Source organism: Rhizobium sp. C1, from assembly GCF_021026335.1.
GTDB lineage: Bacteria > Pseudomonadota > Alphaproteobacteria > Rhizobiales > Rhizobiaceae > Ensifer_A.
Genome location: NZ_JAJNCY010000013.1, coordinates 90,222 through 104,697, shown reverse-complemented (window position 1 = coordinate 104,697; position 14,476 = coordinate 90,222). Strand labels below are relative to the sequence as shown.

At 59.9% G+C, this 14,476-nt stretch carries 12 protein-coding genes and 2 pseudogenes; 5 read left to right on the top strand and 9 right to left on the bottom strand.

Features of this window, described 5'->3' with window-relative positions; all coding sequences use genetic code 11:
- Positions 1-92, top strand: a 92-nt coding sequence (locus tag LQK83_RS21790) for an IS3 family transposase (protein WP_330166296.1), incomplete at its 5' end; no start/stop codon positions are given.
- Between the two features lie 607 nt (positions 93-699).
- On the opposite strand, the gene rpsA is transcribed toward LQK83_RS21790, so the two are convergent.
- From rpsA to LQK83_RS20770, 3 genes and pseudogenes are all read right to left on the bottom strand, one after another.
- The gene (gene rpsA / locus LQK83_RS20780) at positions 700-2,400 is read right to left on the bottom strand and encodes a 30S ribosomal protein S1 (protein ID WP_230839396.1); all 1,701 of its coding nucleotides are present in this window, start codon (positions 2,398-2,400) and stop codon (positions 700-702) included.
- 218 nt (positions 2,401-2,618) lie between these two features.
- The gene (cmk, locus tag LQK83_RS20775) at positions 2,619-3,242 is read right to left on the bottom strand and encodes a (d)CMP kinase (RefSeq protein WP_230839395.1); all 624 of its coding nucleotides are present in this window, start codon (positions 3,240-3,242) and stop codon (positions 2,619-2,621) included.
- Between the two features lie 312 nt (positions 3,243-3,554).
- A pseudogene (locus tag LQK83_RS20770) lies at positions 3,555-4,186 on the bottom strand (CatB-related O-acetyltransferase).
- Positions 4,187-4,815: 629 nt separating this feature from the next.
- Between LQK83_RS20770 and LQK83_RS20765 the strand changes: the two are divergent.
- The 3 genes from LQK83_RS20765 to LQK83_RS20755 all read left to right on the top strand — a co-directional run bounded on the left by LQK83_RS20765 (position 4,816) and on the right by LQK83_RS20755 (position 8,702).
- Positions 4,816-6,705, top strand: a complete 1,890-nt coding sequence (locus LQK83_RS20765; protein ID WP_230839394.1) for a DUF4209 domain-containing protein — start codon at positions 4,816-4,818, stop codon at positions 6,703-6,705.
- A 214-nt stretch (positions 6,706-6,919) separates the two neighbouring features.
- Positions 6,920-8,122: a succinyl-diaminopimelate desuccinylase gene (gene dapE / locus LQK83_RS20760; RefSeq protein WP_230839393.1), complete on the top strand. Its 1,203-nt coding sequence runs from the start codon at positions 6,920-6,922 to the stop codon at positions 8,120-8,122.
- Complete coding sequence (locus tag LQK83_RS20755) at positions 8,109-8,702, top strand: hypothetical protein (RefSeq protein ID WP_230839392.1); 594 nt, start codon at positions 8,109-8,111, stop codon at positions 8,700-8,702. Before dapE ends, LQK83_RS20755 begins: the two co-directional genes overlap by 14 nt.
- Positions 8,703-8,854: 152 nt before the next feature.
- Here the strand turns inward: LQK83_RS20755 and truA are convergent, their stop codons facing one another.
- The 6 genes and pseudogenes from truA to LQK83_RS20725 form a co-directional block, all read right to left on the bottom strand.
- Entirely contained in the window at positions 8,855-9,634 is a 780-nt protein-coding gene (gene truA, locus LQK83_RS20750) for a tRNA pseudouridine(38-40) synthase TruA (RefSeq protein ID WP_230839391.1), read from the bottom strand.
- Positions 9,634-10,569, bottom strand: coding sequence for a methionyl-tRNA formyltransferase (gene fmt / locus LQK83_RS20745; RefSeq protein WP_230839390.1), 936 nt, complete (start codon positions 10,567-10,569; stop codon positions 9,634-9,636). Before fmt ends, truA begins: the two co-directional genes overlap by 1 nt.
- Positions 10,570-10,592: 23 nt before the next feature.
- Positions 10,593-10,700, bottom strand: a pseudogene (locus tag LQK83_RS20740) (type II toxin-antitoxin system VapC family toxin); the annotation flags it as partial.
- Positions 10,697-10,888 (bottom strand): hypothetical protein, encoded by a 192-nt coding sequence (locus LQK83_RS20735; protein ID WP_230839389.1) that lies wholly within the window; start codon positions 10,886-10,888, stop codon positions 10,697-10,699. The gene LQK83_RS20735 and the pseudogene LQK83_RS20740, both read right to left, overlap by 4 nt.
- A 51-nt stretch (positions 10,889-10,939) precedes the next feature.
- Positions 10,940-11,464, bottom strand: coding sequence for a peptide deformylase (gene def / locus LQK83_RS20730; protein WP_230839388.1), 525 nt, complete (start codon positions 11,462-11,464; stop codon positions 10,940-10,942).
- 56 nt (positions 11,465-11,520) lie between these two features.
- Complete coding sequence (locus LQK83_RS20725) at positions 11,521-13,029, bottom strand: methyl-accepting chemotaxis protein (protein WP_230839387.1); 1,509 nt, start codon at positions 13,027-13,029, stop codon at positions 11,521-11,523.
- A gap of 202 nt (positions 13,030-13,231) precedes the next feature.
- Here LQK83_RS20725 and LQK83_RS20720 point away from each other — a divergent pair, with 202 nt between their 5' ends.
- Positions 13,232-14,470, top strand: a complete 1,239-nt coding sequence (locus LQK83_RS20720; RefSeq protein ID WP_230839386.1) for a DNA recombination protein RmuC — start codon at positions 13,232-13,234, stop codon at positions 14,468-14,470.
- Positions 14,471-14,476: the final 6 nt, after the last annotated feature.

The following is a 14,476-nucleotide window of genomic DNA, read 5'->3' as shown; positions in this document are numbered from 1 at the left end:
ACATCGAGCGCTTCTACAATCCGAAGCGACGCCATTCGACACTGGGCTATCTCAGCCCGATAGAATTTGAAAACAAGGTCGGATTAGCTTAACTCGGTGTCCGATAAACTGGCAGCAGGCCACCGAGCTATTCGCAGCCCATCGGGGGAGTCGTTTCGGTGGATGTGTCAGATCCACCGCCGCCCGCGCCCCCTGATGCAATGTTCCGCACGTTACGAAACATCGCATCAGGCTCTCCTCCCGCCTGGGCCAGTCGTCGCTGGCCCATCCGGTGACGGGAGGGGTTCAGGATAATGGAGGTTGGGGAGAGCGGGGAAATTGGGTGCAGCTGGGTTGGCCTTTCCCCTTGTGGGAGAGGAAGGAAAATCAGCATCTTAGCGGAAAGCTAAGTGCTAGATTTTCCGGGTGAGGGGTCACGATCGTCCCCGGCGCTCGCCGCAATTCACCCCTCACCAAGCCTGCCACGCCAATCGGCTAACGCCTCTTGGGGCAGGCTATCCTCAAGGGGAGAGGAGGAACACCACCACCCCTCTCTTGCGATTTCTAACGCTTAGCTAAAGCTAAATGTTGAAATCGCTTTCTCCCCCACCAGGGGGGAGATGAGAGCAAGTGGCACCCTCACCTTCCCATCAGCACAACAAAAAGCCCGCGTGGATCGCTCCACGCGGGCTCTTCAATTCAAGTCGAAACGCGAGAACTTTAGTTGTTGTCGCGGTTCTTCAGGGCGGCACCCAGGATGTCGCCGAGCGAAGCGCCGGAGTCGGACGAACCGAACTGTGCGACGGCTTCCTTCTCTTCTGCGATCTCGAGAGCCTTGATCGACAGGCCGACCTTGCGGTCTTTCTTGGAGAAGTTGATGACGCGGGCGTCAACAATCTGACCAACCTGGAAACGCTCGGGGCGCTGTTCGTCACGGTCACGCGAGAGGTCAGCGCGGCGGATGAACGAGGTCAGCTCTTCATGGTTGACGAGCTTGACTTCGATGCCACCGTCGTTGACAGCCGTGACTTCGCACGAAACGACCGAGTTCTTGCGCAGGTCGCCGGAGGTTGCGGCGTCGCCGACAGCGTCCTTGCCGAGCTGCTTGATGCCGAGCGAGATGCGCTCCTTGTCGACGTCCACATCGAGAACGACAGCCTTGACGACGTCGCCCTTGTTGTATTCCTCGATGACCTGTTCGCCCGGACGGTTCCAGTCGAGGTCGGAGAGGTGCACCATGCCGTCGACATCGCCGTCGAGGCCGATGAACAGGCCGAATTCGGTCTTGTTCTTGACTTCGCCTTCGACTTCCGTGCCAGCCGGGTGGCTGTGAGCGAATGCCTGCCACGGGTTCTCAAGCGTCTGCTTGAGGCCGAGCGAGATGCGGCGCTTGGACGGATCGACTTCGAGAACGACAACGTCGACTTCCTGGCTCGTGGACAGGATCTTGCCGGGATGTACGTTCTTCTTGGTCCAAGACATTTCGGAGATGTGGATGAGGCCTTCGATGCCCGGCTCCAGCTCGACGAACGCACCGTAGTCGGTGATGTTCGTGACGGTGCCCTTGATCTTCTTGCCATCCGGATACTTGGCCGAGATGCCATCCCACGGATCGGACTCGAGCTGCTTCATGCCGAGCGAGATGCGGTGGGTTTCCTGGTTGATGCGGATGATCTGAACCTTGACCGACTGGCCGATGTTCAGGATTTCCGACGGATGGTTGACGCGGCGCCATGCCATGTCGGTGACGTGCAGCAGGCCGTCGATGCCGCCGAGGTCAACGAACGCACCATAATCGGTGATGTTCTTGACGACGCCTTCAACAACCTGACCCTCTTCGAGGTTCTGGACGATTTCCGAACGCTGTTCGGCACGCGACTCTTCGAGAACCGTGCGGCGCGAGACAACGATGTTGCCGCGGCGCTTGTCCATCTTGAGGATTTCGAAGGGCTGCGGGTTGTGCATGAGCGGCGTGACGTCGCGGATCGGACGGATGTCGACCTGCGAGCGCGGCAGGAAGGCGACAGCGCCGTCGAGATCGACCGTGAAGCCACCCTTGACCTGGTTGAAGATGACGCCTTCGACGCGTTCGCCGGCTTCAAACTTCTGTTCGAGACGACCCCAGCTCTCTTCGCGGCGAGCCTTCTCGCGCGACAGAACAGCTTCGCCGAGCGCGTTTTCGATGCGTTCGATGAAGACTTCGACTTCGTCGCCGACCTTCAGCGAGCCGTCACGTGCCTTGGCGCCGAATTCCTTGAGCGGAACGCGGCCTTCGACCTTCAGACCGACGTCGATGATGGCGACGTCCTTTTCGATGGCCGTGATGATGCCCTTGGCAACATAACCTTCAGCGAGGTCGTTCTTTGCAAAGGATTCTTCGAGGAGGGACGCGAAGTCCTCCATCTTGGATGTAGCAGACATTGAAACTCCAAAATGTGCCAAACGAGGCACTGCGCCGGGGGTTAGCGTTGTTGACAACCACAGGAAGACGTCCGCCCTGTCAAAAGGGCAATCCGGCGCGGGGACGGTCTGCGGCTCATTGCATGTATTTGACAAAACCGCTTAGGCGGTTCTGTCCAATTTCTTTGTTTTCGCAATTCCGGACGCAAAACCGCGTGGCACTTTTGCTGGAATTGCTCTTACAAGGCAGCGTCGATAAGGCGTTTCGCCGCCTGGAATGCGGCCTCTATACCCATTTCGGTCGTATCGATCAAGTGCGCATCGTCCGCTGGTTTCAAGGGGCTGTCGGCGCGGTTCATGTCGCGCTCGTCGCGCTTGATCACATCGGCCAGAACCTCCTCGAAAACGGCCGACCCGCCACCAGAAACAATCTCGTCAAACCGGCGCCTCGCCCGCACCTCGGCCGAGGCCGTCACATAGAGCTTCACGGTCGCATCCGGGCAGACCACCGTCCCGATATCGCGCCCGTCCAGCACCGTGCCGGGCACACGCCTGGAAAACGCCTGCTGCGCCTCCACCAGCGCGCGCCGGACCGCGGGCATCACCGCAATCTTCGACGCCGCCTCGCCGATCGCATGCACTGACAACACCGAACGATCCAGCCCCGAAAGATCGACCTTCAACGCCATATCCGCAGCCTTAGCCTCGTCATCCAGCGGCAACCCGGCATCCAAGAGCGCCTTGGCGCAGGCCCGATAGGTCAGCCCCGTATCGAGATGATGGAAGCCATAGGTTTCCGCAATCCGCCGCGAAAGCGTCCCCTTGCCGGCGGCGGCAGGTCCGTCGATGGCGATGACTGGCATGGGGCAAGGTCTCCGGTTGGTGTTGCGGAGGGATTTAGTGGGGAGTGGATTGCAATGCAATGATCGTCTTGATGCTTTGGGCGCGGCCTCTCCACCCTCCGTCATGCCGGACTTGGATACCGGCATCCAGCCAGCCCGCGTCTGCGGGCTGAAAGGACTCGTTTTGTAAAGGGAGTCTCTCGCGCGATGGACATCGCGCGGCTGGATCCCGGATCAAGTCCGGGATGACGGAGGAGAGGTGGTGCCTTGGCAAGGCCGATAGGTCGGCATTTGCCGCGAAAGCGTCACCGTGCCAGCGGTGGAAAGGTGGCGCTACGCCCGCCGCAACGCCGCCAGATCGCCGCTGCTCAAGGCTGGCAGGTTCGCCTCGATCTTCTCCAGCGGCCAGTCCCACCAGGCAATTTCCAGCAGTTCGGCGATCACGTCGTCCGGATAGCGCATCCGGATGATCGCCGCCGGATTCCCGCCGACGACGGCGTAGGGCGGCACATCGCAAGTGACCACTGCCGCCGCCGCGACAATCGCGCCCGCGCCGATCTTGACCCCGGCATAATCGCCGCATTCTGTCCGATCCAGACATCATGCTCGACAACGGTATCCTTCACCGGCAGGTCCTTGTAACCGAACGTCTCCGGCTTGAAGATGCGGAAAGGATACGTCGTGAACCCGTTCATCGGATGGTTGGCCGAACTGGTGATGAAATAGCTGCCCCTCGCGATCTGCACGAACTTCCCGATGATCAGCTTCTCCAGCACGCCATGCCCGAGATACGGCGCGAGGATCAGCGCAGTGTCTCCGACCGGGCCGGAATGCGTGTAGTAGCTGAACTCGCCGATCTCCATGCGCGGATGATCGATGACATTCTTCAGATAGACCGTATCGCGATAGACCGTGCCATCGGGCAGGGTGATCGGGTGGACGAGGCTTGCGTCGAGAATTGCCATGGAAGACCTGAGGGAAAGACCGTTTTGCTCAAAACGGATGTTCGGACTTTGCAGAGGCTAATTCGCAAAACGCGATGAATCGATCTCGCAGGGGTGATCGCTGAGATGAATAGTCTTGATGCTTGGCGCGCGCGGCCCCTCCACCCTCCGTCATGCCGGACCCGATCCGGCATCCAGCCAGCCCGCGTCTGCGGGCTGAAAGGACTCGTTTGAGCAAGCGAGTTTCTCGCGCGATAGACATCGCGCACTGGATCCCGGATCAAGTCCGGGATGACGGAGGAGGGGTGTTGCGTTGGGACGGCGCCAAAGATCATCTCGGTATCGAGATGTTGGAGGCCGCATGTGTCAGAAATACACTCTGAAAGCTTCACCCTTACCAAGCTGACAGATTTGTTCAGGGCGATGACTGATATGGGGCGAAGTCGCCGGTAGAGGGAGTGAGGAGGAATTCCGATTTGGGGAGAGAGAGGTTATGCAACGCGATGACCGCATATGGTGACAAGCTCCTGTTGCTGCACGTATAGGCTTCTATTATCTCAGATGTATCGATATAGTACTTGCAAGCATTATCGTGGGATAGTCCATTACCAGAGCATGCTTTGCAATGCTTTTACGAAAGGCGAGATGGCATGGAATCTAATAGCGACAATAAGAAAAACATCGATCCTGCCTCCGACGAATCGCCACAGACCTCTATTACCTTGAGCATGATCTCCGAATTGGACTTCGAGAACGTTATCGCCGGTGCCGCAACAGCTGACTGCCGTGAATACAGAGATTTATATTGGGATGCATCGAAAACAGCTGAAGACGACGGCCGCAAAGAGGATGCAATCGTTTACGCTGCCCTGAGCGCATTGTGTGGCTTCAGCTTCAGACCGAACGACGTCAATGACCCATATGGGCCGCTTGTACAAATGGACGGCAGGCGGTCTGCAATTCCTGAAGATTTTAGACGTGAAGCCGATGTTGTCGCGGCACTAGCCGAGGCTGTCACCGATAGTACCTTGAAGGCTCGTCTCTGCGATGTTGCTTGGCTGATAAACCGGCGACGCGCTGATCTGGGAGTTGCAGCGATCTCCGCATATTGCCAAACTGTTCGCGAGATTGGAACTGAAGCCAAGAAATTCGGAATAGAGAAGCCTAACGCGCATTATAGCGTGAAGGCTCGCGACTTGCTAAAGCGAGCATTATCTCTCGCTTCCATGCGCTCGGTAGGCCTTGGTCGTCCGGAAGAAGCAGATGCGCGAAGCTTGGTGGGGGAGCTTTTCCGAGGGGCGTTGGGTGAACTTGATGTTCATGCGCTTACTCGGCTAGCCAAGCTCGCCCTTGAATATGATGTCGTTCCCCCGCTTGAGATTGCTAGCACGACAGAAGCTTGGTCGCAGGCAAACGATGTCGGCGACGACCGTAGTCGGCTCGATTTTCTTCGGTTCTTGGCCTCGGCGTACCATAAAGGCGGTTCCCTGACCGATCATTATCGGTGCAGAATTCAGGCTGTCGATCTCTTAGTCAGTATGGCTCGACAAACGCAGGAGGCTTCAGCAATGCTAGCAGCGGAGCTTCTGAGTGACGCCATTGGCGAACTCCACGGAGTGCCAAACTCCAAGGAGCGAAGGCGAGAAATTCGCCACCTCCTCGTTGATGTGCAGACAAATATAGCCGATGAAATGCAGGGATTTTCCCAAGAGATTGATCTCAAGGACATTATTGCTGACAGTGAGGCGGAGTTTGAAGGGTTATCTTTGCGTGACATGTTATTCAAGTTTGCGTGCATGGCCAAATCTCCCTCACCTGAATTGCTTCGAAAGCAAGCAATCAGAAGTAATGCTGATAGCCCGCTTTCCTCAATCTTTTCTTCGTCGTTTCATGACAGAGATGGTAAGGTCTCTTACCGTTCCCCAGGCGTTGACCTAACGGCATCGCCTTCAGATGAAGCGCTTCGGGCCTCGATTGCACAATCCGAACGTCTTCGGAGGCAAATTTATGCCGCTGGTTGCATTCAAACCGGAAGGAGGATCGTAAATGAGCTCCATTCGCTAACAGACGAAACTTTTGTTGCGTTGTTTAAGCATAGCCCGTTTGTACCAAAAGATCTTATTTTCACATATAGTCGAGGTTTCCGGCGCTTCTTTCAGGGTGATTCAATAAGCGGCATATATATTTTGACACCCCTGCTTGAAGCGTCAATTCGTCATGTTCTAAAGGGCAGAGGGATCGATGTCTCGACCTTCGACAATGCGACCAAGACGCAGCAGGATCTAACTATCTCCGCGATGTTTGATCAGTTGAAGCCAGAGCTTGTTGCAGTATTCGGCGATGCCGTTGTGTTCGACATTCAAAATGTTTTCCTATCTCAGCCCGGGCCGACGATTAGGCACGAAGTTGCCCACGGACTCATGGATGACCACGGGCCGTTCGGAGCAGATGCTGCATATGGCTGTTGGTTGATATTTCGGCTGTGTATGTTTCCACTGTTTCCCTATCGAGAGAAATTTCCAGAAAATATTTGGCAATAGGTCAAATATGCCAGGACCTAACTTTGAAATCTTGGCGAGCCGTATCTCCGGTTGTTTTGTTCAAGTCTCACGGCAATTGGGCCATTAGCGAATGGAGACCTAGTTGGCCCACGAGACCGATGCCTTGGCGCGCCTTTTGCAGGAAGCATGATCGGTGCCCCCCACCCCAAAATCCCTGATGACACTCCGGCCCCAATCGGCTAACCCTCTTGGCATGAAGAACCGCGTTACCGATCCCGCCGAAAACCTCAGCTCGCTCATTCGCTGCCCGTCCGTCACGCCTGCCGAAGGCGGGGCTTTGACGGCTTTGGCGGCCATGCTTGAGCCTCTGGGCTTCAAGGTGACGCGGGCGGTGGAGACGGAGGCCGGGACGCCGGATATCGAGAACCTTTATGCGCGGCTGGGGGCCGATGGGCCGCATCTGATGTTTGCGGGGCACACCGATGTCGTGCCTGTGGGCGACGAGGCGGCCTGGACGCATCCGCCTTTTGCCGCCGAGATTGCCGATGGCATGATGTATGGCCGCGGCGCGGTCGACATGAAGGGGGGCGTTGCCTGTTTCGTCGCGGCTCTTGCCCGCGTGATCGAGAAGGATGGCGCGCTGAAAGGCTCCGTTTCGTTTCTCATCACCGGCGACGAGGAGGGGCCTGCGGTCAATGGCACGGTCAAGCTTCTGCAGCGCATGGCCGCCGCTGGCGAGCGCTGGGATGCCTGCCTTGTCGGCGAGCCGACCAATCCGGATGTGCTGGGCGACATGATCAAGATCGGCCGGCGCGGCTCCGTCTCCGGCTACATCACCGTCCATGGCGTGCAGGGCCATGCGGCCTATCAGCATCTCGCCGACAATCCCGTGCGCGGCATTCTGCAGCTCACCCAGGCGCTGATGGACCCGCCCTTCGATGCCGGTACCGACGCCTTCCCGCCGACCAATCTGGAAGTGACCAGCATCGATGTCGGCAATTCCGCCACCAATGTCATTCCGGCGCGCGCGAGCGCCATCTTCAACATCCGCTTCAACGACACCTGGACGGCCGACAGCGTGAAGGCGGAAATCCTTCGCCGGCTCAACAAGGCGGCGGCCGAGGGGAGCCTGCGCGAAGGCCGCCCGCCCGTGCGCTTCGACATCACCTGGTCGGAGCGGCCGAGCCATGTCTTCCTCACCCGCAACGAGCCGCTGATCGCCTCGCTCTCGGCAGCGGTGGAGACCGTGACGGGCCGCAAGCCGGCGCTGTCGACGACGGGCGGCACCTCGGATGCCCGCTTCATCAAGGATTACTGCCCGGTGGTGGAGTTCGGCCTTGTCGGCCAGACCATGCATATGGTCGATGAATGCGTGGCCTTGGCCGATCTCGAAACGCTGACCGAGATCTACGAAACCTTCATCCGCCAGTGGTTTGCCGCGCATGCCGCCGCTTGAGGAAGTCCTGCATTATCTCAAAGGCATCCGGCTACTCGTCAGCCTGAAGCCGCAGGGCTTTCAGTGGCTGGACCTCACCGAGCGCGGGGTTCGCCGCTCCTTCTGGGCGATCCTCTGGTGCTTTCCGCTGATGATCCCCAACTGGATCTGGTGGCACGGCATTTTTGTGGATTACACCGCGCCCGGCATGGTCTCGAGCAGCCTCTTCTATCTGCGCATGGCGCTGATCGAACTCAGCCTCTGGTTCCTGCCCTATCTCACGGTCGGGCTCGCCATGTGGCTGCGTGGCACCAGCCGCCTCTTCGACCCCATGGTCGTGACGATGAACTGGCTGAACGTCCTGATCTACATCGTCACCGGCGGCATCGCGATCCTCGAACTCATCCTGCCGCTGCCGCTCGCCTTTTGGTATTATGTGCTGCAGATGCAGCTCATCGCCATCGTCGCCGCGCAATTCGTCGTGTTCTACATGCTGGCGAAACGAAATTGGAGCGAGGCGGCCGTGCTGACGGCGGCCTCGGTGATCCCGTCCATGCTGGCCTCGGTGTGGTTGAATGATTTTCTCGGGGTTTCGCTGTAGGGGCAGGGGCGGTCCCCCATCCGTCTCCCCCCTTGTGGGGGAGATGGCGGCAGCCAGAGGGGGACTTTGCTGCGAGCTCTGAACAAGCGGCATAAAGACCCCTCCCCAACCCTCCCCACAAGGGGGAGGGAGAGCGGCCGTCGCGCCAGCCGCTACCGCAAATCCGGCGTCCGCAAATCCAGCCCGTCCCGGTAATCCACCTTCAGAAAATAGAGCCCCCAGGGCGGCGCCACCGGGCCGCAGCGCGTGCGATCCCGCGCCTCCAGCGCTGCCGTCACGTCGTCCGGCGTCCATTTGCCCTCGCCGGCGAGCTTCAGCGTGCCGGCAAAGGAGCGGATCTGGTTATGCAGGAAGCTCTGCGCCGAGGCGCGGATTTCGATCACCTCGCCGTGGCGCTGCACGTCGAGGAATTCCATCGTCCGCTCCGGGTTCTTCGCCTGGCAATGCGCGGAGCGGAAGGTGGTGAAATCATGGTGTCCGACGAGGCGCTGGGCTGCCGCATGCATCGCCTCGTGATCGAGATGCTTCTTCACCCACCACGCCCGGTTCGCCTCGACCGCGAGCGGCGCAGGCCGGTTGATGATGCGATAGAGATAGTGCCGCTTGGTGGCGGAAAAACGCGAGTCATATTGCTCGGCCACCTCCGCCGCCTCAAGGATCGAGACGCGCTCCTCGGCCAGTTGCAGATGTGCATTCAACGCATTGCGCAGCACATAGGGTTTCCAGGCTTTGGATAGATCGCAATGCGAAACCTGCCCCAGCCCATGCACGCCGGAATCGGTACGTCCCGCGCCCCCCAGCGTCACCGTCTCGCCCGTCGCGTCGAGAATGGCCTTCTCGATAACCCCCTGAACCGACTTGCCATTGTCCTGCCGCTGCCAGCCGACATAGGGCGTGCCGTCATATTCGACAGTAAGGAAATAGCGCGGCATCAGGCAAGCCTCAGCCCGACGGGTAAAGGCGTTCCGCGCAGGAACTCGCGGGCATCCAGCGGCTTGCCACCCGCCTTCTGCATGCGAACGAGACGCACCGCGCCAGAGCCGCAGGCAATCGTGGCATCTTCGCCGATCACCGTGCCTGCTTCGCCTTCGCCCTCGGCAAGGGCAGAGGCCAGAACCTTGATCCGCTCCACCTTGCCGGCGATCTCCGCCTCGAACCAGGCGCCGGGAAAGGGCGAGAGGCCGCGAATGTGGTTATGCACGTCCTTCGCCGGCTTTGCGAAATCGATATGCGTCTCTTCCTTGGAAATCTTGGCGGCGTAGAGAACACCCTCTTCCGCCTGCGGCGTCAGCGGCAGATCGCCGGCTTCCAGCTTCCCCATCGCCTCGACCATGAGCGTCGCGCCGGCTTCAGAGAGCGCGTCATGCAGCTCGCCCGCCGTCATCGTCTCGCCGATCGCGACGCGCGCGGTCAGCGCCACCGGCCCGGTATCGAGCCCGACATCCATCTTCATGACCATCATGCCCGTCTCGGCATCGCCCGCCATGATAGCCCGCTGGATAGGCGCGGCCCCGCGCCAGCGCGGCAGCAGCGAGGCATGGCCGTTATAACACCCAAGCCGCGTGCCTTCGAGGATCGCCTTCGGCAGCAGCAAGCCATAGGCTACGACCACCGCGACATCGGCATTGAGCGCGCGAAAGGCTTCACGATCCTCTTCCGCCTTGAAATTGACGGGCGTGCGCACCTCGATGCCGAGCGCCTCAGCCGCCTCATGCACGGGCGACGCCTTCAGCTCCAGCCCCCGCCGCCCCGCCGGCCGCGGCGGCTGCGAATAGACCGCCACGATGTCATGCCCTGCCGCATGAAGGGCGTTGAGCACCAGAACGGAAAAATCGGGCGTGCCCATGAAAATGATGCGAAGCGGCATAGGTTCAGGTCCAGTTTGCGGGATCAGCGCTCTTCAAACGGATTTACGAGCGCCAAATCAAGCCCTTCGAAGTCTTTTATGTTGCGCGTCGCCAACGTTCCGCCGTGAACGGCGCAGATCGCGGCGATCATTCAAGTTCCGGCGGCTCGCGCTCAGGAGCAGAATGGCGGCTTGTATCTATTGCGCTGATAAACCGGTCGCACGCCGCCTCATCTAGATGCGCAGCTGAAAAGGCCGCGCGCAGCCGGTAATAAGCGGCTTCCCCGCCTTCGGAAGGTTCAAGATTTTCCGGAGTGATGCCGGAAGATTTCTGCTGCATTGCGTACCTCCTCCTATTTCAAAGGATGGAAACGCCGACGCTACCATTCAATCAAAACTTCGGCAGTCCGCCGGTCTTGCTGGCCTTGGTGAATTTCTTCACCACCATGTCGCGCTTCAGCCGCGAGATGTGGTCGATGAAGAGGACGCCGTCGAGATGGTCGATCTCGTGCTGCAGGCAGGTGGCGAGCAGGCCTTCGGCGGCGATCTCCTGCTGCTTGCCGTCGCGGTCGATATACTTCACCGTGATCGCAGCCGGGCGCTCCACTTCGGCATAATAGCCGGGAATGGACAGGCAGCCTTCTTCATAGGTCGAGCGGGCATCGGATAAGCCGACGATTTCCGGGTTGATGAAGACCTGCGGTTTCTTGCCTTCCTCTTCCTTCGCAACATCGATGACCAACAGGCGCAGCGGTTCACCGACCTGAATGGCGGCCAAGCCGATGCCGGGCGCGTCATACATGGTTTCGAGCATATCGTCGGCGAGCTTGAGTACGCCGGAATCGACCTTCTCCAGAGGTTTGGAAACCTGTCTGAGAACCGGATCGGGAAGAATGATAAGAGGCTTGATCGTCATGGGCCTCAATTAGCTCATGAAGGACGGGCTTTCAACTGGAACAGGCCGCAAATTCCTCAACCCGCGCGGCGCATAGGTTGGGGCCTCGCCTGCCCGGTCTCGCGGGGATCGCGGGTCTTCAACCCGTGCAGCGAATTTGCCAGCTGGTCGATCAGTTCGCTCAGCTGATGCGTGCTGTTCGATGTGCTTTCCACCATATGCGCATTCTTCTGCGTGATGCCGTCCATGGCGGCGATTGCCTGGTTAATCTCCTGCAAGCCGCTCGACTGTTCGGCTGCAGCCACCGAGATGCCGGAAATGATGCGGTTCAGTTCGGAAATCCGCTCTGTGATGTTTTCCAGCGCGGAGCCCGACTTGTTGACCAGCGCCACGCCGGTGCGCACCTGGTTGGAACTGGCCGAAATGATCGTCTTGATCTCCTTGGCGGCAGAGGCCGAGCGCTGCGCGAGTTCGCGCACCTCCTGCGCCACGACCGCAAAGCCGCGGCCCGCTTCGCCAGCGCGCGCTGCTTCCACGCCGGCGTTCAAGGCAAGAAGGTTCGTCTGGAAGGCGATCTCGTCGATGACGCCGATGATCTTGGAAATGTTCTGCGAGGACTGCTCGATCTCGTCCATGGCCGAGACCGCTTCGGCTACCACGCGGCCGGATTCCTGCGCCACATTGAGTGCATCCGAGGCGACGTTTGCCGCCGAATGCGCGCCGCTGGCGCTGGTGGCCACGCTCTGTGTCAGTTCATGGAGCGCGGCGGAGCTTTCCTCGATCCCGGCGGCCTGCTGTTCGGTGCGTTCCGCCAGCTGGTCGGCGGAAAGCGAAATGCCTGCAATCGAGCTGCTGGCTTCCTCGGTGATCGTCTGTGCCAGACCCAGCGTCTGGCGCAGGCGTTCGGCGCTCGTGTTGAAGCTCTCGGCCATGCGTCCGAAAAGCCCGTCGCCGCCTTCTTCCATGCGATATTCGAGATCGCCGTTCGACATGGCCGAAAGCGCCACATTCAGCGCGGCAATGGCGATGTCCTGCGCTTCTTCGTTCCGGCGTCGCTCGGCTTCAGCAGCCTCGCGGCGCTTGTCCAGTTCCTCAAGATAGACCGAAATCGCGTAATCCATGTCCAGAAGCGCCGACTTGACCATCACGGCCACATCCGCGCCGATCTGCTCCGCGCCGCCCTTGCCGAAGCGCGAGGGCCAGCGCGCCTTCACGACATGTCCGATCATGCTTTCCAGCAGCAATGCATAGCCGGCGATATACCAGCGTGGTTCGAGCCCGATGCGGGCATGGGCGTGGCCGACGGCCGTCACGCCCTGAACATAGGCGCCATCGAAGGCGCCGGCAGCGACCTTACCCCAGTGTTCCTTCTGCCGCCCTTTCGCGAATTCGATGTGCCGGGCGTCACGGAAGAAGGCCGCCATCTGCGGATGCTGGATCATCAGACCGTAGAAGCGCTCGAGCCCCGGCGAAAGCGAGGCCACGATGTCGCCTTCCATGGCGCGAAGCCGCGCCAGTGCGGCCTCGTCCATGCCCAGAAACGCCAGGCGCTCGCGAAGTTCGGCCGTCGAATTTATGTCGGTCATGTCGTCCCACCAAACCTTCCATTATAAGGTGAACAATTCACGATTGCTAATTAACAAACCTCTAATTTCACCGGCAAGAAGTCACGATCGGCAAATATACATTGAATTTCATGCATCTGTCGTGCCGGAGCCAGCCGGGATATCCGCAGGTCGACACGAGAACAGAGGTGGAACATTTGCTCGAATCTGCTAAGGTCGTGCCATGCAGACCGACACGTCCCTTACCGCCCCGCTCTTCACCCTATCAGGCGTGCCCGTCAGTCCCCTTCTGCTGGCCGGCGCGGGGGCGCTTCTCATCCTCGTCCTTGCGCTCGTCATCGCGATGTCGGCGGCGCGGGGCCGCCGCTCTGCCGAAGAACTGACAGGGTTGCTGGCCGTCCAGGCCCAGGCGGCGGAGGCACGTCTTGCCGAAATCGTGCGGGCGCAGGCCGAGATGCAGGGGCGCATGTCCTCCATGGCCGAGATTTTCGGTACGCGTCAGGCCGAGCTCAACAAGGCGATCGGCGACCGGCTCGACGGCATGACCCACCGGCTCGGCACCTCCATGACCGAGCAGACCAAGGCAACACATGAGAACCTGCGCCGTCTGCAGGAACGTCTCGCCGTCATCGATACGGCGCAGAACAACATCCAGTCGCTCGCCAAGGATGTGGTCGGGCTGCAGGCAATCCTTTCCAACAAGCAGACGCGCGGCGCCTTCGGCCAGTCGCGCATGGAAACGATCATCGCCGATGGCCTGCCGATGGGCGCCTACGAGTTTCAGGCGACACTGTCGGACGGGTCGCGTCCGGACTGCCTGGTGCGCATGCCCAACGGCCAGCCTTCGCTGGTGGTGGACGCCAAGTTCCCGCTGGAGTCCTACAATGCGATCCGAGATGCCGGGTCGCCGGAGGCGGCCAAGCTCGCCGCGCAGAATTTCCGCCGCGACCTCGACATTCACATCTCCGACATCGCTCGCAAATATCTGATCAAGGGCGAGACGCAGGATATTGCCTTCATGTTCGTGCCCTCGGAATCGATCTTCGCCGAGATTCACGAGAATTTCGAAAGCGTGGTGCAGAAGGCGCACCGGGCCCGTGTCGTCATCGTCTCGCCATCGCTGCTGATGCTCTCGCTTCAAGTCATCCAGTCGGTGCTGAAGGATCAGCGCATGCGTGAACAGGCGCATCTGATCCAGGGCGAAGTGGTCCGGCTGATGGAAGACCTGAGCCGCCTCGACGAGCGCGTGCAGAAGCTGCAGACGCATTTCGGCCAGACGCAGAAGGATGTCGAACTGATCGCCACCTCGACCACCAAGCTGATGAAGCGCGGCGCGAAGATCGAGGAAATGGAGTTCGAAACACTGTCTCCGGGCGACGCTCACGAGGAGCGCAGAAGCACCACGCCTCAGGTCGAAAGCCGCACCGGCATGCTCAAGCTCCGCGTGGTTGACGAGGACTAGGGTGAA

Bases quoted from the DNA above. Each gene is read 5' to 3' on its own strand.
- LQK83_RS20720 (WP_230839386.1), top strand. From the start codon at position 13,232: ATGCAGACCGACACGTCCCTTACCGCCCCGCTCTTCACCCTATCAGGC.
- LQK83_RS20725 (WP_230839387.1), bottom strand. From the start codon at position 13,029: ATGACCGACATAAATTCGACGGCCGAACTTCGCGAGCGCCTGGCGTTT.
- LQK83_RS20755 (WP_230839392.1), top strand. From the start codon at position 8,109: ATGCCGCCGCTTGAGGAAGTCCTGCATTATCTCAAAGGCATCCGGCTA.
- cmk (WP_230839395.1), bottom strand. From the start codon at position 3,242: ATGCCAGTCATCGCCATCGACGGACCTGCCGCCGCCGGCAAGGGGACG.
- LQK83_RS20765 (WP_230839394.1), top strand. From the start codon at position 4,816: ATGGAATCTAATAGCGACAATAAGAAAAACATCGATCCTGCCTCCGAC.
- def (WP_230839388.1), bottom strand. From the start codon at position 11,464: ATGACGATCAAGCCTCTTATCATTCTTCCCGATCCGGTTCTCAGACAG.
- truA (WP_230839391.1), bottom strand. From the start codon at position 9,634: ATGCCGCGCTATTTCCTTACTGTCGAATATGACGGCACGCCCTATGTC.
- LQK83_RS20735 (WP_230839389.1), bottom strand. From the start codon at position 10,888: ATGCAGCAGAAATCTTCCGGCATCACTCCGGAAAATCTTGAACCTTCC.
- fmt (WP_230839390.1), bottom strand. From the start codon at position 10,569: ATGCCGCTTCGCATCATTTTCATGGGCACGCCCGATTTTTCCGTTCTG.
- dapE (WP_230839393.1), top strand. From the start codon at position 6,920: ATGAAGAACCGCGTTACCGATCCCGCCGAAAACCTCAGCTCGCTCATT.
- rpsA (WP_230839396.1), bottom strand. From the start codon at position 2,400: ATGTCTGCTACATCCAAGATGGAGGACTTCGCGTCCCTCCTCGAAGAA.